Genomic DNA, 18,198 nt, shown 5'->3' on the forward strand with positions numbered 1-18,198 from the left:
GAGCCCTCCCATGAGCCAGAGCCCCACCGGAACGGTCGAGGCCGACCCGACGCTCGTCCGCCGCGCCATCGCCGCGTCCGCGATCGGCAACGCCACCGAGTGGTTCGACTACGGCGTCTACGCCTACGTCGCCACGCAGATCGGCGACGCGTTCTTCCCCGGCGAATATTCCACGCTGGCCTCGATGCTCGTCTTCGCGGTGAGCTTCGTGCTCCGGCCGCTCGGCGGGATCTTCTGGGGCGCGCTCGGCGACCGGGTCGGGCGGCGGGCCGTGCTGGCCATGACGATCCTGCTGATGAGCGCCGCGACGTTCCTGGTCGGGGTGCTGCCCACCGCGGCGTCGGTCGGGGTGCTCGCCCCGATCCTGCTGCTGATCCTGCGGATGGTGCAGGGCTTCGCGACCGGCGGCGAGTACGGCGGGGCCGCCACGTTCATGGCCGAGTACGCCCCGGACCGCCGCCGCGGGTTCTTCGGCAGCTTCCTCGAGGTCGGGACGCTGTCCGGCTTCACCCTGGCGATCATCGTCGTCGGGGTGACCGAGGCGTCGATCGGCTCCGAGGCCATGGCCGCATGGGGCTGGCGCGTCCCGTTCCTGCTCGGCCTGCCGCTCGGCCTGGTCGGGCTCTACCTGCGGTCCCGGCTCGAGGACACCCCGGTCTTCCGGGAGCTCGAGGAGCAGGGCCGCGTCCAGCAGTCGGCGCGGACACGCCTCGTCGACCTCGTGCGCCTCTACTGGCGCCCGCTGCTGATGCTGGGCGGACTCGTCGTCGCCCTCAACGTCGCGAACTACACCCTGCTCACGTACTCCCCGACCTATCTACAGGAGACGATCGGGATGGGCTCGGGGGCGACCGACCTCCTCATCGCGATCGGCCAGGCCGCGATGATCATCTTCCTGCCGCTGGCCGGGGCGTGGTCGGACCGGATCGGGCGCAAGCCGCTCTGGTGGATCTCGCTGATCGGGATGTTCGTGCTGGTGGTCCCGATGTACCTGCTCATGGCGCAGGGCTTCGTCGGCGCGCTGGTCGGTTTCGCGGTACTCGGCGTCATCTACACGCTGCAGCTGGGCACGATCTCGTCGACGTTCCCGGCGATGTTCCCGACCCAGGTGCGCTACGTCGGGTTCGCGGCCGCCTACAACATCGCCACCGCGATCTTCGGCGGCACCGCGCCCGCGGTCAGCGAGGCCCTCATCGGCGCGACGGGGTCGAAGCTGATCCCGGCCTACGTGATGATGGTGGCCTTCGTCGTCGGGATGGTGGCCCTGTGGTTCGTGCCCGAGACCCGCGGCTGCTCACTACGCGGGACGGAGATCCCCCGCGCCGTCGAGGCTCCTCCGGTGGCCGCGTGAGCTCGGAGGTTCCCGACGACGGGTCGGTGCTGGTCGTCCTCTCGGCTCCCGGTCTGGACCCGCCCGCGGGTCTGGACCGGCTCGACGGCCGCCTGGCGATCCGGCACACCCACGCCCAGGGTCTCGCGGACGCCCTGCCCGGCGCCCACGCCCTCCTGATGTGGGACCACTTCTCGGCGGCGCTCGGGTCGGCCTGGGACCGGGCCGACCGGCTCGGGTGGATCCACGTCGCGGCCGCGGGCGTCGACCACGTCATGACGCCGGAGCTGCGCGCCTCCGGGGTGGTGGTCACCAACAGCCGCGGGGTGTTCGACGGCCCGATCGCCGAGTACGTCCTCGCCCTGCTGCTCGCGCGCGCAAAGGACCTGGCCACCACCGTCCGCGACACCGACGCGCACCGCTGGCACTACCGCGAGAACGCCCGCCTCGCCGGCACCCGGGCCGTCGTCGTCGGGACCGGGGCGCTGGGGCGCGCGACCGGGCGGCTGCTGCGTGCTGTCGGGGTGGTTGTGCGCGGGGTCGCACGGTCGTCGCGGGAGGCCGACCCGGACTTCGACGAGGTCGTCGGTGCGGCCGAGCTGGCGAAGGACCCGGACGCGGTGGTGGGCGACGCGGACCACGTCGTCGTGACCGCGCCCCTGACCCCCGCGACACGCGGGATGGTCTCCGCCGAGGTGCTGGCCGCGATGTCGCCGCGCGCGCACCTGGTCAACGTCGGGCGCGGGCCGATCGTCGACACCGCGGCGCTGGTGGACGCCCTGCAGGCGGGCCGGCTCGGGGCCGCGTCGCTCGACGTCACCGACGTCGAGCCGCTCCCGCCCGACGACCCGCTCTTTGCGGCGCCGAACGTGCTGATCTCGCCGCACTGCTCGGGCGACGTGATCGGTTGGCGGGACACGCTCGCGGCGCTCTTCGTGGATCAGATGGAGCGGTTCCTCGACGGCCGGCCGCTGGCGAACGTGGTTGACCTCGACGGCGGGTTCGTGCCGGGGGTGGGCTCGTGAGCGCGGCGACCGGCGAGGTCGTCGAGCTGCTCACGACGATGATCCGCAACGGCTGCGTGAACACCGGCGACGTGGCGTCCGGGCAGGAGGTGCGCACCGCGGACACGCTGCGCGCCTTCCTCGGCGACGCGGTGGACACCGCCGTCGTCGACGCCGCGCCCGGACGGCGCTCGGTGGTCGCGCGGCTCCGGGGAAGTGACCCGACGGCGCCGTCGCTCGGGCTGGTCTGCCACACCGACGTCGTGCCCGCGACGGACGCCGACTGGACGCGGGATCCGTTCGCCGGCGAGGTCGACCAGGGGATCGTGTGGGGCCGCGGGGCGATCGACATGCTCGACACCACCGCCACGATGGCCGTGGCGATGCGCCGGGCCGGATTCGCCGCCCGTCGGGGGATCCGGCCGCGCGGGGACATCGTGTTCGTGGCGGCCGCCGACGAGGAGGGCCACGCCGACCACGGCACCCGCTACCTGCTCGACCACCACCGCGACGAGGTGATGGCCGACCGGATCGTCACCGAGGGCGGTGGGTGGCCGCTGACGACGGGTCCGGTGCCGGCGCTCTCGTGGGCGGTCGCGGAGAAGGGCTCCGCGTGGTTGCGCCTCGACGTGCACGGCCGTGCCGGGCACGCGGCCATGCCCCACGGGGCGGACAACGCGCTGGTCACCGCCGCGGAGGTGGTGCGCCGGCTGGCGGAGCACCGGGTGGCGCCGTCGATCCCGGCGGAGTGGGAGGCCTGGGTCGCCGCGATGGGCCTCGACGCCGACCTCGCCGCGGGCCTGCTGGATCCGGCGACGGTGCTGGCCACCGCCGAGGCGACCGGCGACCCGGCGCTCGCCGCCCACGCCCACGCGTGCACCCACCTGACGATCACCCCGACCGGCGCCCGGGGCGGCGTCGTCATCAACGCGATCCCGGACCTCGTCGAGATCGACGTGGACGCGCGCATCCTGCCCGGGCAGACGTGCGCGCAGGTCGAGGCAGAGATCGCCCGGGCCCTGGGACCGTTGACCGATCGGGTCGACGTGGTGTGGCGCCACCGGCTGGAGACCACGACCTCGCCGGTGGCGAGCCCGCTGCGCGACACGATCGCCGGGATCGCGGACGCGCTCGTCCCGGGCACCCGGCTCGTCCCCGGGATGATCACCGCCTCTACCGACGCGGACTACTTCCGCCGGGCCGGCGCCGAGGTGTACGGCTTCTCGATGCACTCGGGCCATGCCACGCCCGAGCAGTTCCGGCGGATGTTCCACGGCCCCGACGAGCGGGTCGACCTGCGCAGTCTCGAGCTGTCCACGGCGATGTGGACCGAGCTGATCTCCCAGTCCTGATCCAGCCGGAGGTGTGCGTCGATGACCCCGACCGTGCCGTTCGACCGTGGCGAGCTCGCGGGCCGCCTGGCCCGGGTGCGCGAGGCCGCCGCCCGCGACGAGCTGGACCTGCTCGTCGTCACCGACCCGAAGAACATCTTCTACCTGACCGGCTACGACGCGTACTCGTTCTACGTCCCGCAGGCGCTGTTGGTGCCGGTGGACCCGACCGCCCAGATCGTGCTGGTGCTGCGCGCGATGGACGTCCAGGGCGCCCGGGTCACGACGTGGCTCTCCGACGACGAGCTCGTCGGCTATCCCGAGTCCTGCATCAACGACGGACCGCGCGGCGAGCACCCGTTCTCGGTGGTCGCGACGACGATCGCCGAGCGCGGGATCCCGCGCGCCCGGATCGGGGTCGAGCTCGACGGCACGCTGACCCCGCGCGAGCTGGAGATCCTGCGCGCGGCGTTCCCGGGCTCGTCAGTCGCGTCCTCCGACGGCCTCGTCGAGTGGGTGCGGGCGGTGAAGACCCCGGCGGAGATCGCGGTGATCACCGAGGCCGCCGCCATCAGCGACGCCGCGATGGAGGTCGCGCGGGAGGCGATCACACCCGGCGCGCGGGAGGCCGACGTCGCCGCCGAGGTCTACGCGGCGCTCGTGCGCGGCACCGGCGACCTGATCGGCTCCACACCGGCCCAGCCCTACATGGCCATGGGCGACAACACGAACAACCCGCACCTGCGCTGGCGCGAGGGCACGTACGGCCCGGGCCCGGTGTACGTCGAGCTCGGCGGGCACCGGCACAACTACGCCGCCGGGCTCTCCCGCAGCTTCCACCTCGGCGAGCCGTCGCCGGGCTACCGCCGGGTCGAGGGCGTCGTCACCGACGGGATGGCCGCAGCCCTCGAGGCGATGCGGGTCGGGGCGCGCGCGGAGGACGTCGAGGCGGCGTGGCGGAAGGTCGTCGCGCCGTTCGGGATCACCAAGGCCGCGCGGATCGGCTACTCGATCGGCATCTCGTTCCCGAAGACGATCTGGATGGAGGGCACGATCAGCCTGGCCCCGGGGGACCGGACGGTTCTCGTCGACGGGCACGTCCTGCACCTCATGGTCGCGGTCTGGCTCGACGACCTCGGGTACGCGCTGTCCGAGACGGTGCACGTCACCGACGATGGCCCGCGTCCGCTCACGACGCTGCCGCGCGAGCTGGTGGTGACGGCGTGACGGCACAGCTCCTGCCCACCGTCGCCGACGTCGAGGCCGCCGTCGCCCGGGTGTCGACGGTCGCCGACCCGGTGACGCTGCGGCCCAGCCACGTCCTCTCCGACCAGCTCGGCGTGACGGTGGATCTCGTCTGCGAGTACCGCCAGCCGAGCGGCAGCTTCAAGATCCGTGGGGCGGCGAACGCGGTGCTCGCTGCGGCCGAGCGCGGCGCGACCGGGGTCACGACGGCGTCCACCGGCAACCACGCGCGGGCGGTCGCGACGGTGGCCGCACGGGCAGGCCTGCGGGTGCGGGCGTACGTGGCGTCGTCGGTCTCGGCGGCTCGGGTCCGGGCGCTCACGGAGGCCGGGGCGGAGGTCGATGCCTCGGCCGCCGACCAGACCGCGGCGATCGCTGCCGCGTCGGCCGTCCGGGACGGCGAGGTGTTCGTGCCGCCGTTCGACCACGCCGAGGTGGTGGCCGGCCAGGGCACGCTCGGGCTGGAAGTGGGGGAGCGGTACGACGCGGTCTTCGTCCCGGTCTCGGGCGGCGGGCTCGCGGCCGGCGTCGGGCTGGCCCTGCGGGCCCTGGCGCCGCGGACCCGGGTGGTCGGGGTGTCCGCCGAGCGGGCGCCCGCGATGGCCCGGTCCCTGGCCGCCGGCCATCCGGTGTCGGTGCCGGAGATCGACACCGTCGCGACCTCGCTCATGGGCGACCTCGGCCCGGACAACGCGGTGACGTTCGCGGTGTGCCGGGAGGTCCTCGAGAGCGTCGAGGTGGTCGACGAGGACGCCATCGTCGCCGCGACCGACCGGCTGCACGCGCTCGGCCACGCCGTCGAGCCCGCCGCCGCGGCCGGGCTCGCGCTGCTCGTCGGCCGGGCCGGGGAGTTCGCCGGGATGCGCGTGGCGCTGCTGCTCACCGGACGGGCGGACCCGTCGTGAGGTCGCCACCCGAACCGGCCACCGCCCCCGTCGTCGGGACGTCGAAGAAGTCGAAGTGGACGTCGCAGCAGAAGGAGCCCTCGTGATCACCCTCCCGTTCGCCGCCCGCACCGACGGACTCGTCGGGTCGGTGATCGACTCGTCGACCTCGCTGCTCGCGGCGCAGACCCACGACATCGTCCGGTTCGCGATGGGCAGTCCGGCCCCGGACTCGATCCCGTCGCAGGTCCTCGCCGCGCTCGCCGCCGAGGAGCTGACCCGCCCGTCGTCGTACGACTACGCCGCCACCGAGGGCGACCCGATGCTGCGCAGCGCCCTGCTCGAGTCGCTGCGGGGCACCTCCGACGAGACCACCGACGACCGCCTGACGATCACCGCCGGTGGCATGCAGGGGCTCGACCTCGCCTGCAAGCTCTTCGTCGACCCGGGCGACCTCGTCGTCGTCGAGTCGCCGACCTACACCGGCGGGTCGGCGGTCGCGCTGTCCTACGGGGCCGAGCTGCTCGAGGTGGCGACCGACGCCGACGGCCTCGACGTCGACGCGCTCGAGGAGGCGGTGGCCGCGGCCGGGCGGGCGCCGACGGTCATCTACACGATCCCGACCTTCCAGAACCCGGCCGGGACGACGCTGTCGCCACCGCGTCGGGAACGGCTGGTCGAGCTCGCGCGGCGCTGGGGCTCGATGGTGATCGACGACGACCCGTACGCCCTGCTGCGCTTCGCCGGGACCGAGGTGCCGTCACTGCGGGCGGTGGCCGGCGGCGACCCGCTGGTGTTCTCGGTGCGCACGTTCTCCAAGACGGTCGCGCCCGGACTGCGGTGCGGCTGGGTCGACGCGGACCCGTCGTTGTCACCGCTGCTGATCAACGCGAAGCAGGCGATGGACACCTGCGCGAACATGCCCGCGCAGCGGCTCGTCGCGCGGTTCCTCGCCGGCGGGTACCTGACGGAGCACCTCGCGACGCAGCGCGCGGTGTACCGGGAGCGCAAGGCCGGGATGCAGGCGGCGCTGTCGCGTCACCTCGGGGACCGGGCGCGCTGGACCGACCCCGACGGCGGGTTCTTCCTCTGGGTGACCCTGCCCGGCGTCGACACCCAGGAGCTCTTCCCGGCGGCGCTCGCCGAAGGCGTGGCCTACATCCCGGGCCAGGCGTTCTCCCCGGCCGGGCACTTCACCGACGCGCTGCGGCTGTGCTTCGCGACGACGGATCCGGAGCGGGCCGATGTCGGAGTAGGCCGCCTGGCTGCCGCCATGTGAGTGGATTTGGTCGCTGGAACGACCAAATCCACTCACAAGCACGCTAGTGCTCCTCGGCCCGCTCCACCGTCGTCTGCAGCGCGGCGAGCAGCTCGCGAGCCGAGTCCAGCGAGAGCTCGACGGCGATGCGCGAGGACGGCCCGCGGTCGGGGTTCAGGAAGTCGATGTTGACGGTGTGCGCGTCCGGGGCGTGCACCGGGTGGTCGTAGTAGACGGATGCCTCGGACATCGACTGCCAGCCGTCACGGGTCTTCCCGGACGACCGGTCGAGCGCGACCTTCTCGGTGGAGTAGGTGCACATCAGGACGCCCCGAGGTGCTCGGCCAGGAAGTTCTCGACGTGGCCCCAGGCGTCGACGGCGGCCTCGGGCCGGTAGGACGGCCGGTCGACGGCGAAGAACGCGTGGCCTGCCCCGTCGTAGCGGTGGAACTCGTAGGTCTTGCCGCTCTCCTGCAGCAGCTTCTCCAGCTCGTCGACGTGGTCCGGCGCCGGGTGCGCGTCGTCGTTGCCGAACAGGCCGAGCAGGGGGGCGCCGAGGTCCTTGATGCGCTCCGGGAACGGGCTGACCTTCAGCGGGAAGCCCTCCGGCGGGGTCTCGATGACGAGCGCGCCGTAGCAGTCGACCGCGGCCTGCACGTCGACCTCGATGCCGGTCAGCACCGCCTGGCGCCCGCCCGAGCAGTAGCCGATGACGCCGACCTTCCCGGTCGCGTTCGGCAGCGCCCGCAGCCAGGCGGCCGCGCCCTTCGCGTCGCCGACGAAGCGCTCGTCCGGGACCCCGCCGTTCGCGCGGGCGGTGGCCGCGGCGTCGTCGGGGTCGGCGTCGGGGGCCTCGCGGGTGTAGAGGTTCGGGCAGATCGCGGAGTAGCCCATCGTCGCGAAGCGGCGGGTGATCTCCTTGGTCTCCGCGTCGTAGCCCGGCATGTGGTGGATGACGATCATGCCGCTGTGCGGGGCGGCGTCCATCGGTCGTGCGCTGTAGGCCTCGATGAGGTCGTCGCCGTGTCCTCGGATGCCCACGGTCTCGGCCAGGACGGCGTCGTACTTCATGGCGAGTACTCCCTCCTCGTCGGTGCCGGCGGCACCGCTCGATTCCCGATCAGAGCACTTCACGACGACGCCGGCCGGGTCGGGGCGGCGTAGGTCCGGTTTGCGTCGGCTTCAGCGCCGGCGCCAGCGGGCCGGCCCGTCGTCGTAGAGGTCGGCGCCGTGGACGTCGTTGACGACGAGCGCGGGAAAGTCCTCGATGGTGAGCTTCCGGACCGCCTCGGCGCCGAGGTCCTCGTAGGCGATGATCTCGGCGCTGGTGATGCACTGACTCAGGAGCGCGGCGGTGCCCTCGATGGCGCCGAAGTAGATGCAGCCGTGGGCGCGCATCGAGTCCTTGACGGCCTGGTTGCGGCGGCCCTTGCCGATCATGGAGCGCAGCCCCCGCTCGACGAGCATCGGCGAGTAGGCGTCGCAGCGGCTGGCGGTGGTGGGCCCGGCCGAGCCGATGACGTGGCCGGGGCGGGCCGGGGTGGGGCCGACGAAGTAGATGGTGGCGCCGTCGACGTCGAACGGGAGGGGCTCGCCGGCGGCGATCGCCTCGGCGAAGCGGGCGTGGGCGGCGTCGCGGGCGGTGTAGACGGTGCCGGAGAGCAGGACGGAGTCGCCGGCGCGGAGCTCACGCAGCGTGGTCTCCTCGAGCGGGAGCCGGATCGAGGATGTGGAGTTGCTGTCGTTGGGCGTCAGCGGTGCCCCATCGCTGACGTCTCCAGGGCCGGTCACAGGGTCACGCTCCGCACCCGGTGCGAGTGGCAGTCCAGGTTGATCGCGACCGGGAACGCGGCGATGTGGGTCGGGTAGGACTCGACGTGCACGGCCACCGTCGTCACCGTCCCGCCGAACCCGGCCGGCCCGATCCCGGTCGCGTTGATCGCGTCGACCAGTTCCGCCTCCAGCTCCGCGAGCTTCGGATCCGGCGACGGCGAGCCGGTGGGGTCGCGGGTCAGGGCGCGCTTGGCCAGCACCGCCGCGCGGTCGAACGTGCCGCCCATCCCGATCCCGACGGTCACCGGAGGGCTCGCGGACGGCCCGGCCTTCTCGATGGTCTCGACGACGAACTGCTTCATCCCCTCGACGCCCGCCGCCGGGGTGAGCATCCGCAGCGCTGACATGTTGTCGCAGCCGGCGCCCTTGACCAGCAGCGTCAGCTCGATCGCCGACCCGGGCACGATGTCGTAGTGGACCATCGCCGGGGTGTTGTCCCCGGTGTTCACGCGGTCGACGGGGGAGCGCACGAGCGAGGCGCGCAGGTAGCCCTCGCGGTACCCGTCGGCCACGCCGCGGTCGATCGCCTCGGCCAGCGAGCCGCCGGTGAGGTGCACGTCCTGGCCGAGCGTCAGGAACACCACCGCGTACCCGGTGTCCTGGCAGAACGCGATCCGCTCGGCCGCAGAGACCCGCGCGTTCTCGAGCAGCCGGTCGAACACCTCGCGCCCGATCGGCGACTCCTCGGCCGCCCGGCCCCGCTCCAGCGCCGCCACGTGATCGGCGCGCAGCTCGTGGTTGGCCTCGACGCAGAGCTTCCGGACGGTGTCCTCGATCTCGGCGACGTCGACGGTCCGCAGCTCCGGCACCCCTCAGGCGTACCGCACGGGCCGTCGTCGTGCACCCCGGGTGCCGGGCCGATGTCAGCGATGGGCCACCGCTGACACGGCGAAGCCCGCCAGCGCGTCGGCGAACGCGTCCAACGACGCCCGGGCGGCCGCGCCGTCCCGGTCCACCAGCCACGCGATCACCACCCCGTCCGTGACGACGACGAGCATCCGCGCCAGCTCCTCGACCGGCAGCCGCCAGGACACCCCGCACGCCGACGCCAGCGACTCCAGCGTCACGCGCGCGGTCCGGTGGTAGGCCTCGTACTGCCGCCGGGCCACCCCCGCCAGCGCCGGCTCGTGCAGCGCGTACTGGGTGAGGCCGGTCAGCACGACCTCGCGGTTCGGGTCGGCCTCGACCGTCGCCCAGTACTCGCGCAGCGTCGCCCGCAGCGACTCGGCCACCGACCCCCGCACCAGCACCCCACCGGCCTGCGCGTCGATCAGCGCCGCGACCGTCGCCTCGGTCAGCTCGACGAGCAGCTCCTCCTTCGAGGCGAAGCAGTAGTGGAACGTCGCGACCGGGGCGCCGGCCTCCGCGCAGATCCGCCGGGTCGTCGCGGCCGCGAACCCCTCCGCGCCGATCACCCGGAACGCCGCCTCCACGAGCTGGCGGCGCCGCTCGATCGCCGACACCCGAGCCACCGCGCACCCCCGAACTTGGTCAACCGTCTCAGACGCTTGACACAGTATGGCCCACACCACACGCTGACGCTCGTGGAAGAGACGACCACCAGCGGCTACGCGACCGCGTTCCCCCGCGTGCTGCGGCGGTTCGCCCTGTTCGCGATCGCGTTCTCGGTCGTCTCGATCACCACCGGGATCTTCGTCAACTACGCCTACGGCCTGACCACCCTCGGGCCGGCGGCGGTGTGGCTGTGGCCGGTGGCCGCGGTCGGCCAGATCCTGGTGGTGCTCGTCCTCGCCGAGCTCGCCGGCCACATGCCGCTGGCCGGGGCGAACTACCAGTGGAGCGCGCGGCTCGTCGGCACCCGGTTCGGCTACGCGGTGGGCTCGCTCGGCGTGCTCTACGGCGCGGTCGGGCTCCCCGGCATCGCGCTCATCGGGCTCGCCCCGCTCACCGCCACTGTTCTCGGCCTCGACGCGACCGACACCACGCTGCTGCTGGTCATCGCCGTGCTCGCGATCGTCCTCGCCTACCTGGTCAACATCATCCGGGTGCAGTGGGCGGCGCGGGTGAACAACCTGGCGGTGTTCGCGGAGATCGTCGGGACCGTCGTGCTCTCGGTCGTCGTGCTCGCCCTGTGGGCCCACGGCCACGCGAGCACCCCCGACGGCGGGCACGGCCTCGGCTTCCTGACGACGACCAACCCCGGCACCCCGCTCGCCGACGGCATCGTCGGGGGCGCCCTCATCGGCATCTTCACCCTCGTCGGCTTCGAGGCCGCCGCGGACATGGCCGAGGAGGCGGTCGACGCCCGACGGACCGTGCCGCGGGCCATGATCGCGGCCGCCGTCATCTCCGGGGTGCTCGGGCTGGTGGCGTTGATCGGGTTCACGGTCGCCATCCCGGACCTCGCGGCCGTCGAGGCCTCCCCGGTCCCGCTCGCCGCGATCGCGGGCTACTGGCTCGGGCCGGTGCTGACGAAGGTCTTCCTCGTGATCGTCGTGTTCTCGATGTTCGCGCTGCTCGTGGTTGCCGCGGCGTCGAACTCGCGGCTGCTGTTCGCGATGGCCCGCGACGGCCTGCTGCCCGCCTCGACCGCGATGGCCCGCGTCCATCCCCGCACCGCGACTCCGGTGACCGCGCTGGTGGTGTCGTTGATCGTCTGCCTCCTGCTGCTCGGCTACGGCACGCTCGACGGCCAAGCGTTCACGGTGCTCGTCGGGGCCACCGCGCTCGTGCCCTACCTGGCGTACCTGCTGACGCTCGGCGGCTACCTGGCCCGCCGTCGCCGGCTGCGCACCGACGGCGGTTCCGGCTTCGAGCTCGGCCGCGCGGCACTCCCGGTGGCGACGCTCGCGCTGGTGTGGCTCGTCGTCGTGGTCGCGGCGCTGAGCCTGCCCGACGCGTTCCGGGCCGCCGACTATGTGGTGCTCGGCGGTATCGCACTGGCCGGGCTCTGGTACGTGGCGGTGCTGCGCCGGCGGCTCCGCGACGGGACGGCCGGGCTCCCCGACACGACCCCGACGACGACCGTGGTGGAGGCCGGATGACCTGGCACAACTGGGCCGGGAACCAGCGCACCGAGCCGGTGCGCCGCGTCGTCGCGCGGGACGCCGCGGAGGTCTCGGCGGCGGTGAAGGCCGCCGCCCGCGAGGGCCTGCGGGTCAAGGCGACCGGGACCGGCCACTCGTTCACCGGGATCGGGGTCCCCGACGGCGTCGCGCTCGCGGCACCGTCGTCGCCGGATCTCCTTCGGGTGGACGGCAACGAGGTCACCGTCCCCGCCGGCATGACGATCCGGACGCTGAACGAGCGGCTCTGGGACCGCGGCCTCGCGCTGCCCAACCTCGGCGACATCGACGCCCAGACGATCGCCGGCGCCGTCGCCACCGGCACCCACGGCACCGGCGCCGCCCACCAGGGGATCGCCGCGCGGATCCGGGCGCTGCAGCTCGTCACGGCCGACGGCTCGGTGCTCGCGTGCAGCCCCGACGAGCACCCGGAGATCTTCCACCACGCCCGCGTGGGGCTCGGCGCGCTCGGCGTCGTCACCGCCGTCACGCTCGCCGCCGTCCCCGCGTTCCGACTGCACGCCCGCGAGAGCGCGATGCCGCTGGCGGAGGTGCTCGCCGGGTTCGACGACCTCGCCGCGGCGCACGACCACGTCGAGTTCTACTGGTTCCCGCACACCGACCTCGCCGCCACCAAGATCAACGATCGGGTTCCGGACGACGAGGGCCGGCGCGGCCCGGCCCGCGGGCCGGTCTCGGCCTGGTTCGGCGACGAACTGCTCGGCAACGGCGCGTTCGAGCTGGTCTGCCGCCTCGGGTCCGCCGCCCCGCGTCTGGTGCCGGCCCTGAACCGCGTGATGGCCGGGCAGATGGCGAACGCCGAGTACGTCGACCGCTCCTACCGCGTGTTCACCAGCCCGCGACGCGTCCGGTTCCTGGAGATGGAGTACGCCGTGCCGCGGGAGGCGCTGCCCGAGGCGCTGGCCGGACTGCGCGCGGCGGCCGCCCGGCACGCCCGCGACGTCACCTTCCCGGTCGAGGTCCGGGTGGCCGGGGCCGACGACATCCCGCTCTCGACGGCGAGCGGCCGCGACTCCGCGTACCTCGCGGTGCACGTCTACCGCGGCCGGCCGCACGAGGCCTACTTCGCCGCCGTCGAGTCGGTGATGACCGCCCTCGACGGCCGGCCGCACTGGGGGAAGCTGCACACCCGGACGGCGGCCCAGCTGGCCTCGTCGTACCCGGAGTTCGGCGCCTTCGCCGCGCTGCGCGACCGGCTCGACCCCGAGGGCCGGTTCGCCAACGCCCACCTCGACCGCATCCTGGGAGCCACCGGTGCGAAGCGCTGACCTGCAGACACCGGCCCTCGTCGTCGACGCCGACGCGCTGGAGGCCAACCTCGCGGCGATGGCGACGCGCTGGCCCGGCGCGACGCTGCGCCCGCACGTCAAGGCACACAAGACGACGGCGCTGGCCCACCGACAGGCCGCCCACGGCTCGCCGGGCTTCACGTGCGCGACGATCCGCGAGGTCGAGGGGATGGTCGTCGCCGGGCTCGGCACGGACCTGCTGCTGGCCAACGAGGTGCTCGACACCCGGCGGCTGGGCGCGCTCGTCGAGCGGGGCGCGCGGGTGACCGTCGCGGTCGACTCGCCGGAGACGATCCAGGCAGCGACGACAGGCGGGGTGCGCGAGGTCCTCGTCGACGTCAACGTCGGCCTCCCCCGCTGCGGCTGCGCACCGTCCGACGCCGGAGCACTGGCGGACGCCGCGCGGGCCCACGGACTGACGGTGCGCGGCGTCATGGGCTACGAAGGCCACCTGCAGGCGCTGCCGGACACCGCCGAGCGGGCCCGGCTCACCGAGGCGTGCATGGCGCTGCTGCTCGCCGCGCACGCCGACGTCGGGGGCGAGGTCGTCTCGGGCGGCGGGACGGGCACCTCGGCGATGAACCCGTGGGTGACCGAGATGCAGGCCGGGTCCTACGCGCTCATGGACTCCGCCTACGCCGCCGCCGGCGTCGGGTACGCCCAGGCGCTGCACGTCCTCGGCACCGTCGTGTCGGTGGCGCCGCCGCGCGGCGAGATGCCCGGCTACGCGGTCGCCGACGTCGGGCTCAAGGCCCTGGGGATGGACCACGGGAACCCGACGATCCCCGGCAGTCAGGTGTGGTTCTGCTCGGACGAGCACGTGACGTTCGCGCCCGCCGAACCGGTCCGGGTCGGTGACCGCGTGCTCGTCGTCCCGGCGCACATCGACCCGACCGTCGCGCTGCACGAGCGGATGCACCTGGTCCGCGACGACGAGGTCCTCGAGACCTGGCCGGTCGACCTGCGCGGCTGGTGATCCCGGCTCGTTCGATCCGACGCATGCCGCACGGGACACACCGGGTACGGCTGGCCCCAGGCATTGAACGACACCCGTCGCCGCGGACCCCCTCCAGCGGCGACGAGAAGGAGGAACGCCGGATGGACCTGTCGCGCACGCGGGATCTCTTCGAACGGACCGGGCCCTTCGCGACGGTCTACCTCGAGGCCCGCAACCCGGGCGAGAACGCCGACAAGGAGACCCAGCTGCGCTGGCGTGGGCTGTCGGACTCGCTGACCGAGCAGGGCGCCGACGACAAGACCGTCGCCGCGCTCGACGAGGTGCTGGGGACCGCCCGCGGCGGCGACCTCGACGCCTACGGCCGCGTGGTCGTCGCGTCCCGCGACGGCGTGCTGTTCGACGAGACCGTGGAGGCGGTCGACGCCTCCGGTGACTCGGCGATCTGGTCGCCGCTGCCCGAGCTCGGGGCCTACTACCGCTCGCAGTCCGGCTCGATCCGGGTGCTGCTGGTGGTGGCCGACAAGACCGGCGGTGACGTCCACCAGGTCATCGCGTCGAACGCCGAGGGCGCGCGCGAGCTGACCGGGGAGACCATCGACGGGTCGGCGGCCGAGCAGGTGCACAAGCCGCGCGAGGGCGGCAACGCCCACAAGCAGCGCCAGCGTCGCCACGAGCAGGCCTCGTACCAGAACGCCGCCGACGTCGTGTCCGGCATCCGCAGCGCCGCGTCCTCGTTCCGCCCGGAGCTGGTCGTGCTGGCCGGCGAGGTCCAGGGCCGCGAGGTGATCCGCGAGCAACTGCCGAAGGAGCTCCTCGACGTCACCCGCGAGGTCGACGCCGGCAGCCGCGCGGCGGGCGCCAGCGAGGACGCGCTCGAGGACGCCCTGCTCACCGAGGCCGGCCGGGCCGCGACCGAGCAGGAGGCGGCCGTCCGGCGCCAGTTCCACGAGGCCAAGGCGCACGCGAACGCCGTCGAGGGCCTGGAGCCGGTGCTCGAGGCCGCCCGCACCGGTGCGGTCGCGACGCTGCTGCTCGTCGACGGGACGGAGGTCCCGGGCGACCTGTACGTCGGCGACAGCCCCGAGGCGCTCTCCACCGACCCCGCGAACCTGAAGGAGATCTCGGACGCGGAGCCGGTCTCGCGGCCCGCGGAGAACGTGCTCGTGCGGGCGACCGGCGCCCTGGGCGGCGACGTCGCGGTGCTCGGCGCCGGGACCGAGCTGCAGGACAACGTCGGCGCGCTGCTGCGGTTCCCGACTGGGGCGTAGCCCATGTGAGTGGATGTGGTCGCTATGACGACCACATCCACTCACATGGCGCGGAGCGCCCGGATCTTGTTGGTCGCGTCGAGCGCGGCGACCTTGTAGGCCTCGGACAACGTCGGGTAGTTGAGGACCGCGTCCACGAGGTAGTCGACGGTGCCGCCGCAGCCCATGATCGCCTGGCCGATGTGCACCAGCTCGGTCGCCGAGGTGCCGAACACGTGCACGCCCAGCAGCGCATGGTTGTCGGGGGACACGAGGAGCTTGAGCATCCCGTAGTCGTCGCCGACGATCTGCCCGCGCGCGAGCTCGCGGTACCGCGCGATGCCGACCTCGTAGGGGATGGCCTGCTCGGTCAGCTCGGTCTCGGTGGCGCCGCAGTAGGAGACCTCGGGGATCGTGTAGATGCCGTACGGGGCCACAGCGCTCGTGTTGCCCACCGGCTCGCCGAACGCGTGGTACGCGGCCTGGCGGCCCTGCTCCATCGAGGTCGCGGCGAGCGCGGGGAAGCCGATGACGTCGCCGACCGCGTAGATGTGCCCCAACGACGTCCGGTAGTGCTCGTCCACGGTCAGCCGGCCCCGGGCGTCGACCTCGAGCCCCGCCTTCTCGACGGCCAGCTCGTCGGTGACGCCCTGCCGGCCCGCGGAGTACATGACCGTCTCGGCGGCGATCTTCTTGCCGCTGACCAGCGTGGTCACCGTGCCGCGCTCGGAGACCCCGACGCTCGCGACCTCCTCGCCGAAGCGGAAGGTCACCGCGAGGTCGCGCAGGTGGAACTTCAGTGACTCGACGACCTCGGTGTCGCAGAAGTCGAGCATCTGCGGGCGTCGCTCGACGACGGTGACCCGCGTCCCCAGGGCGGCGAACATCGACGCGTACTCGATCCCGATCACCCCGGCCCCGACGACGACCATGCTCGCCGGGATCGCCTCCATCGCGAGAATGCCGTCGGAGTCGACCACGCGGCGGTCGTCGAACTCGACGGCCGGCGGGCGCGCGGGCCGCGTCCCCGTCGCGACGATGATCTTGTCGGCGGTGACCGTCTGGTGCTCACCGCGGCGTTCGCCGAGGACCTCGACGGCGTGCTCGTCGAGGAACCGGGCCGCCCCGCTGAGCAGGTCGACGCGGTTGCGCTGCAACTGCGCCCGGATGACCTCGACCTCGCGGCCGATGACGAAGTGGGTGCGGGCGAGCAGGTCCTGCACGGTGATGTCCTGCTTGACCCGGTAGCTCTCGCCGTAGAGCCCCCGCATGGCGTAACCGGTCAGGTAGAGGACGGCTTCGCGCAGCGTCTTCGACGGGATCGTGCCGGTCTGGGTGCAGACCCCGCCGACCATGCCGCGCCGCTCGACGACCGCGACCCGCCTGCCCAGCTTCGCCGCCGCGATCGCCGCCTTCTGGCCGCCGGGCCCGGAGCCGATGACGAGCAGGTCGTAGTCGTGCCGGGGGGATGGGGCCGTATCGGCGCTGGTCACGTCCGGGAGCGTGACCCGTGCGCCGGAGCACGGCAAGCCAATCGACGTGACGTCCAGGTGACGGGTGGTCGTCGCCTGCGGCCGTCCGGGTGATCCGTGGATCCGATCGCGGCCGGGCGGAGTCGACAGGACATGAGCTCCCGCAAAGCCCGTCGCCGCATCCCTCCCCGCCGCCTGCCGGGTCCCCTGCCCTCCCGTCCGTCACCGGGTCCCGACGACGAGCCGGTGGTCGTCCGGGTCGGGACGCCGCCGGAACTCGTCGCGTCGCTCCCGGCGATGCTCGGCTTCGTCCCCGAGGAGTCGGTGGTCGCCATGGCGATGCACCGCCGCGGCGAGCGCGGCCGGGTCGGGGGGATGGCCCGCGTCGACCTGCCCGCCGACGACGGGTCGCACGACCCGGCCGAGACCGACCGGCTGCTCGCGGCCGCGCTCCGGGACCGGTTGCGGCGCACCGGGCCGGACGAGCTGATGATCGTCGTCGTCTCCGACGGCGTCCCGGGTGTGCGGCCACCGCAGGCGGACCTGGTCGACGCGCTGCGGGCGAGCTTCGCGGAGGTGGAGGTGCCGGTGACGGGCGCGGTGTGGACCGCGCGGGTCGCGGTGGACGCGCCCTGGCAGTGCTACGACGAGTGCGCGTGCGTGGGCACGCTGCCCGACCCGACCGGGATGCAGGCGGCCGCCGAGGTCGCCGGGGCGGGCCGGATCACCTACGGCTCGCGCGACGAGGTGGAGGCCGCGCTCGCCCCGGAGGCCGCGGCGAGCGGCCGTCGTCGTCGGGGCCTGATCGACGACGCCTACCGGGCCGCGCTGACCGACCGGGAGCTCTCCGGGATCGGCGCCGCCCGACGCGACCTGGACGCGGTCCGGCGCGCGGCGGCGGAGGTCGGGAACGGCGGGGTGCTGGCCGAGGAGGAGATCGCGCGGCTCGCGGTCGCGCTGGGCGACCCGCGGGTCCGAGACATCGCACTGGGCTTCGCCGCCGGGCACGACGACGCCGTCGCCCCCGACCACGCCCGGGCGCTCTGGAGGGTGCTCATGCGCGCCGTGCCCGCCCCGGAGGTGGCCGAACCGGCGACGCTGGTCGCGTTCGCGTCGCTGGACGACGGGGGCGGGGCGACGCTGACGGTCGCCCTCGAGCGCGCCATGGGCGCCGACCCGCTGCACCGCCTCAGCCGGCTGCTCGGCAGCATCGTCACGGCCGGCATCCAGCCGAGCGAGGTCCGCGAGATGGTCGTCGGCGCCGCCACCGAGGCCACCGCCCGGCTCACGGCGTGATCAC

The 18,198-nt window shown here is 73.7% G+C and carries 17 protein-coding genes; 11 read left to right on the plus strand and 6 right to left on the minus strand.

Annotated elements, in window-relative coordinates:
• Window positions 1-10 precede the first annotated feature (10 nt).
• The 6 genes from LQ327_RS28365 (at window position 11) to LQ327_RS28390 (ending at window position 7,073) form a co-directional block, all read left to right on the plus strand.
• Window positions 11-1,351: an MFS transporter gene (locus tag LQ327_RS28365; protein ID WP_230739216.1), complete on the plus strand. Its 1,341-nt coding sequence runs from the start codon at window positions 11-13 to the stop codon at window positions 1,349-1,351.
• Entirely contained in the window at window positions 1,348-2,355 is a 1,008-nt protein-coding gene (locus tag LQ327_RS28370; RefSeq protein WP_230739218.1) for a D-2-hydroxyacid dehydrogenase, read from the plus strand. Before LQ327_RS28365 ends, LQ327_RS28370 begins: the two co-directional genes overlap by 4 nt.
• Window positions 2,352-3,686: a M20/M25/M40 family metallo-hydrolase gene (locus LQ327_RS28375; RefSeq protein ID WP_230739220.1), complete on the plus strand. Its 1,335-nt coding sequence runs from the start codon at window positions 2,352-2,354 to the stop codon at window positions 3,684-3,686. The genes LQ327_RS28370 and LQ327_RS28375 overlap by 4 nt, the downstream gene beginning before the upstream one ends.
• A gap of 21 nt (window positions 3,687-3,707) precedes the next feature.
• Window positions 3,708-4,892: a M24 family metallopeptidase gene (locus LQ327_RS28380; RefSeq protein WP_230739222.1), complete on the plus strand. Its 1,185-nt coding sequence runs from the start codon at window positions 3,708-3,710 to the stop codon at window positions 4,890-4,892.
• A complete protein-coding gene (locus tag LQ327_RS28385) occupies window positions 4,889-5,815 on the plus strand; it encodes a pyridoxal-phosphate dependent enzyme (protein WP_230739224.1) in 927 nt (308 codons plus the stop codon). Before LQ327_RS28380 ends, LQ327_RS28385 begins: the two co-directional genes overlap by 4 nt.
• Window positions 5,816-5,897: 82 nt before the next feature.
• On the plus strand, window positions 5,898-7,073 hold the full coding sequence (locus LQ327_RS28390) for an aminotransferase-like domain-containing protein (protein WP_230739225.1): 1,176 nt from the start codon (window positions 5,898-5,900) through the stop codon (window positions 7,071-7,073).
• Window positions 7,074-7,116: 43 nt separating this feature from the next.
• Here LQ327_RS28390 and LQ327_RS28395 read toward each other — a convergent pair whose 3' ends face one another.
• The 5 genes from LQ327_RS28395 to LQ327_RS28415 form a co-directional block, all read right to left on the minus strand.
• On the minus strand, window positions 7,117-7,374 hold the full coding sequence (locus LQ327_RS28395; protein ID WP_230739226.1) for a DUF6295 family protein: 258 nt from the start codon (window positions 7,372-7,374) through the stop codon (window positions 7,117-7,119).
• Window positions 7,374-8,123, minus strand: coding sequence for a dienelactone hydrolase family protein (locus LQ327_RS28400; protein WP_230739227.1), 750 nt, complete (start codon window positions 8,121-8,123; stop codon window positions 7,374-7,376). Before LQ327_RS28400 ends, LQ327_RS28395 begins: the two co-directional genes overlap by 1 nt.
• Before the next feature lie 111 nt (window positions 8,124-8,234).
• Complete coding sequence (locus LQ327_RS28405) at window positions 8,235-8,843, minus strand: Fe-S-containing hydro-lyase (protein ID WP_230739228.1); 609 nt, start codon at window positions 8,841-8,843, stop codon at window positions 8,235-8,237.
• Window positions 8,840-9,694 carry a fumarate hydratase gene (locus LQ327_RS28410; protein WP_230739229.1) on the minus strand — a complete coding sequence of 285 codons (855 nt, stop codon included), beginning with the start codon at window positions 9,692-9,694 and terminating at the stop codon, window positions 8,840-8,842. Before LQ327_RS28410 ends, LQ327_RS28405 begins: the two co-directional genes overlap by 4 nt.
• Window positions 9,695-9,748: 54 nt before the next feature.
• Window positions 9,749-10,348 (minus strand): TetR/AcrR family transcriptional regulator, encoded by a 600-nt coding sequence (locus tag LQ327_RS28415; RefSeq protein ID WP_230739230.1) that lies wholly within the window; start codon window positions 10,346-10,348, stop codon window positions 9,749-9,751.
• A gap of 81 nt (window positions 10,349-10,429) precedes the next feature.
• Between LQ327_RS28415 and LQ327_RS28420 the strand changes: the two genes are divergently transcribed.
• The 4 genes from LQ327_RS28420 to LQ327_RS28435 all read left to right on the plus strand — a co-directional run bounded on the left by LQ327_RS28420 (window position 10,430) and on the right by LQ327_RS28435 (window position 15,447).
• A complete protein-coding gene (locus tag LQ327_RS28420) occupies window positions 10,430-11,890 on the plus strand; it encodes an APC family permease (protein ID WP_230739231.1) in 1,461 nt (486 codons plus the stop codon).
• Window positions 11,887-13,200, plus strand: coding sequence for a D-arabinono-1,4-lactone oxidase (locus LQ327_RS28425; RefSeq protein ID WP_230739233.1), 1,314 nt, complete (start codon window positions 11,887-11,889; stop codon window positions 13,198-13,200). The genes LQ327_RS28420 and LQ327_RS28425 overlap by 4 nt, the downstream gene beginning before the upstream one ends.
• Window positions 13,187-14,197, plus strand: a complete 1,011-nt coding sequence (locus LQ327_RS28430; protein WP_230739235.1) for an alanine racemase — start codon at window positions 13,187-13,189, stop codon at window positions 14,195-14,197. Before LQ327_RS28425 ends, LQ327_RS28430 begins: the two co-directional genes overlap by 14 nt.
• A gap of 122 nt (window positions 14,198-14,319) precedes the next feature.
• The gene (locus LQ327_RS28435) at window positions 14,320-15,447 is read left to right on the plus strand and encodes a baeRF2 domain-containing protein (protein ID WP_230739237.1); all 1,128 of its coding nucleotides are present in this window, start codon (window positions 14,320-14,322) and stop codon (window positions 15,445-15,447) included.
• 41 nt (window positions 15,448-15,488) lie between these two features.
• Here the strand turns inward: LQ327_RS28435 and sthA are convergent, their stop codons facing one another.
• A complete protein-coding gene (gene sthA, locus LQ327_RS28440) occupies window positions 15,489-16,919 on the minus strand; it encodes a Si-specific NAD(P)(+) transhydrogenase (RefSeq protein ID WP_230739239.1) in 1,431 nt (476 codons plus the stop codon).
• Between the two features lie 132 nt (window positions 16,920-17,051).
• Between sthA and LQ327_RS28445 the strand changes: the two genes are divergently transcribed.
• The gene (locus LQ327_RS28445; RefSeq protein ID WP_230739241.1) at window positions 17,052-18,194 is read left to right on the plus strand and encodes a DUF4192 domain-containing protein; all 1,143 of its coding nucleotides are present in this window, start codon (window positions 17,052-17,054) and stop codon (window positions 18,192-18,194) included.
• Window positions 18,195-18,198: the final 4 nt, after the last annotated feature.

This window comes from Actinomycetospora endophytica (assembly GCF_021026375.1).
GTDB classification, from domain to species: Bacteria; Actinomycetota; Actinomycetes; order Mycobacteriales; family Pseudonocardiaceae; genus Actinomycetospora; species Actinomycetospora endophytica.

Bases quoted from the DNA above. Each gene is read 5' to 3' on its own strand.
- LQ327_RS28365 (WP_230739216.1), top strand. From the start codon at position 11: ATGAGCCAGAGCCCCACCGGAACGGTCGAGGCCGACCCGACGCTCGTC.
- LQ327_RS28380 (WP_230739222.1), top strand. From the start codon at position 3,708: ATGACCCCGACCGTGCCGTTCGACCGTGGCGAGCTCGCGGGCCGCCTG.
- LQ327_RS28395 (WP_230739226.1), bottom strand. From the start codon at position 7,374: ATGTGCACCTACTCCACCGAGAAGGTCGCGCTCGACCGGTCGTCCGGG.
- LQ327_RS28400 (WP_230739227.1), bottom strand. From the start codon at position 8,123: ATGAAGTACGACGCCGTCCTGGCCGAGACCGTGGGCATCCGAGGACAC.
- LQ327_RS28425 (WP_230739233.1), top strand. From the start codon at position 11,887: ATGACCTGGCACAACTGGGCCGGGAACCAGCGCACCGAGCCGGTGCGC.
- LQ327_RS28435 (WP_230739237.1), top strand. From the start codon at position 14,320: ATGGACCTGTCGCGCACGCGGGATCTCTTCGAACGGACCGGGCCCTTC.
- LQ327_RS28445 (WP_230739241.1), top strand. From the start codon at position 17,052: ATGAGCTCCCGCAAAGCCCGTCGCCGCATCCCTCCCCGCCGCCTGCCG.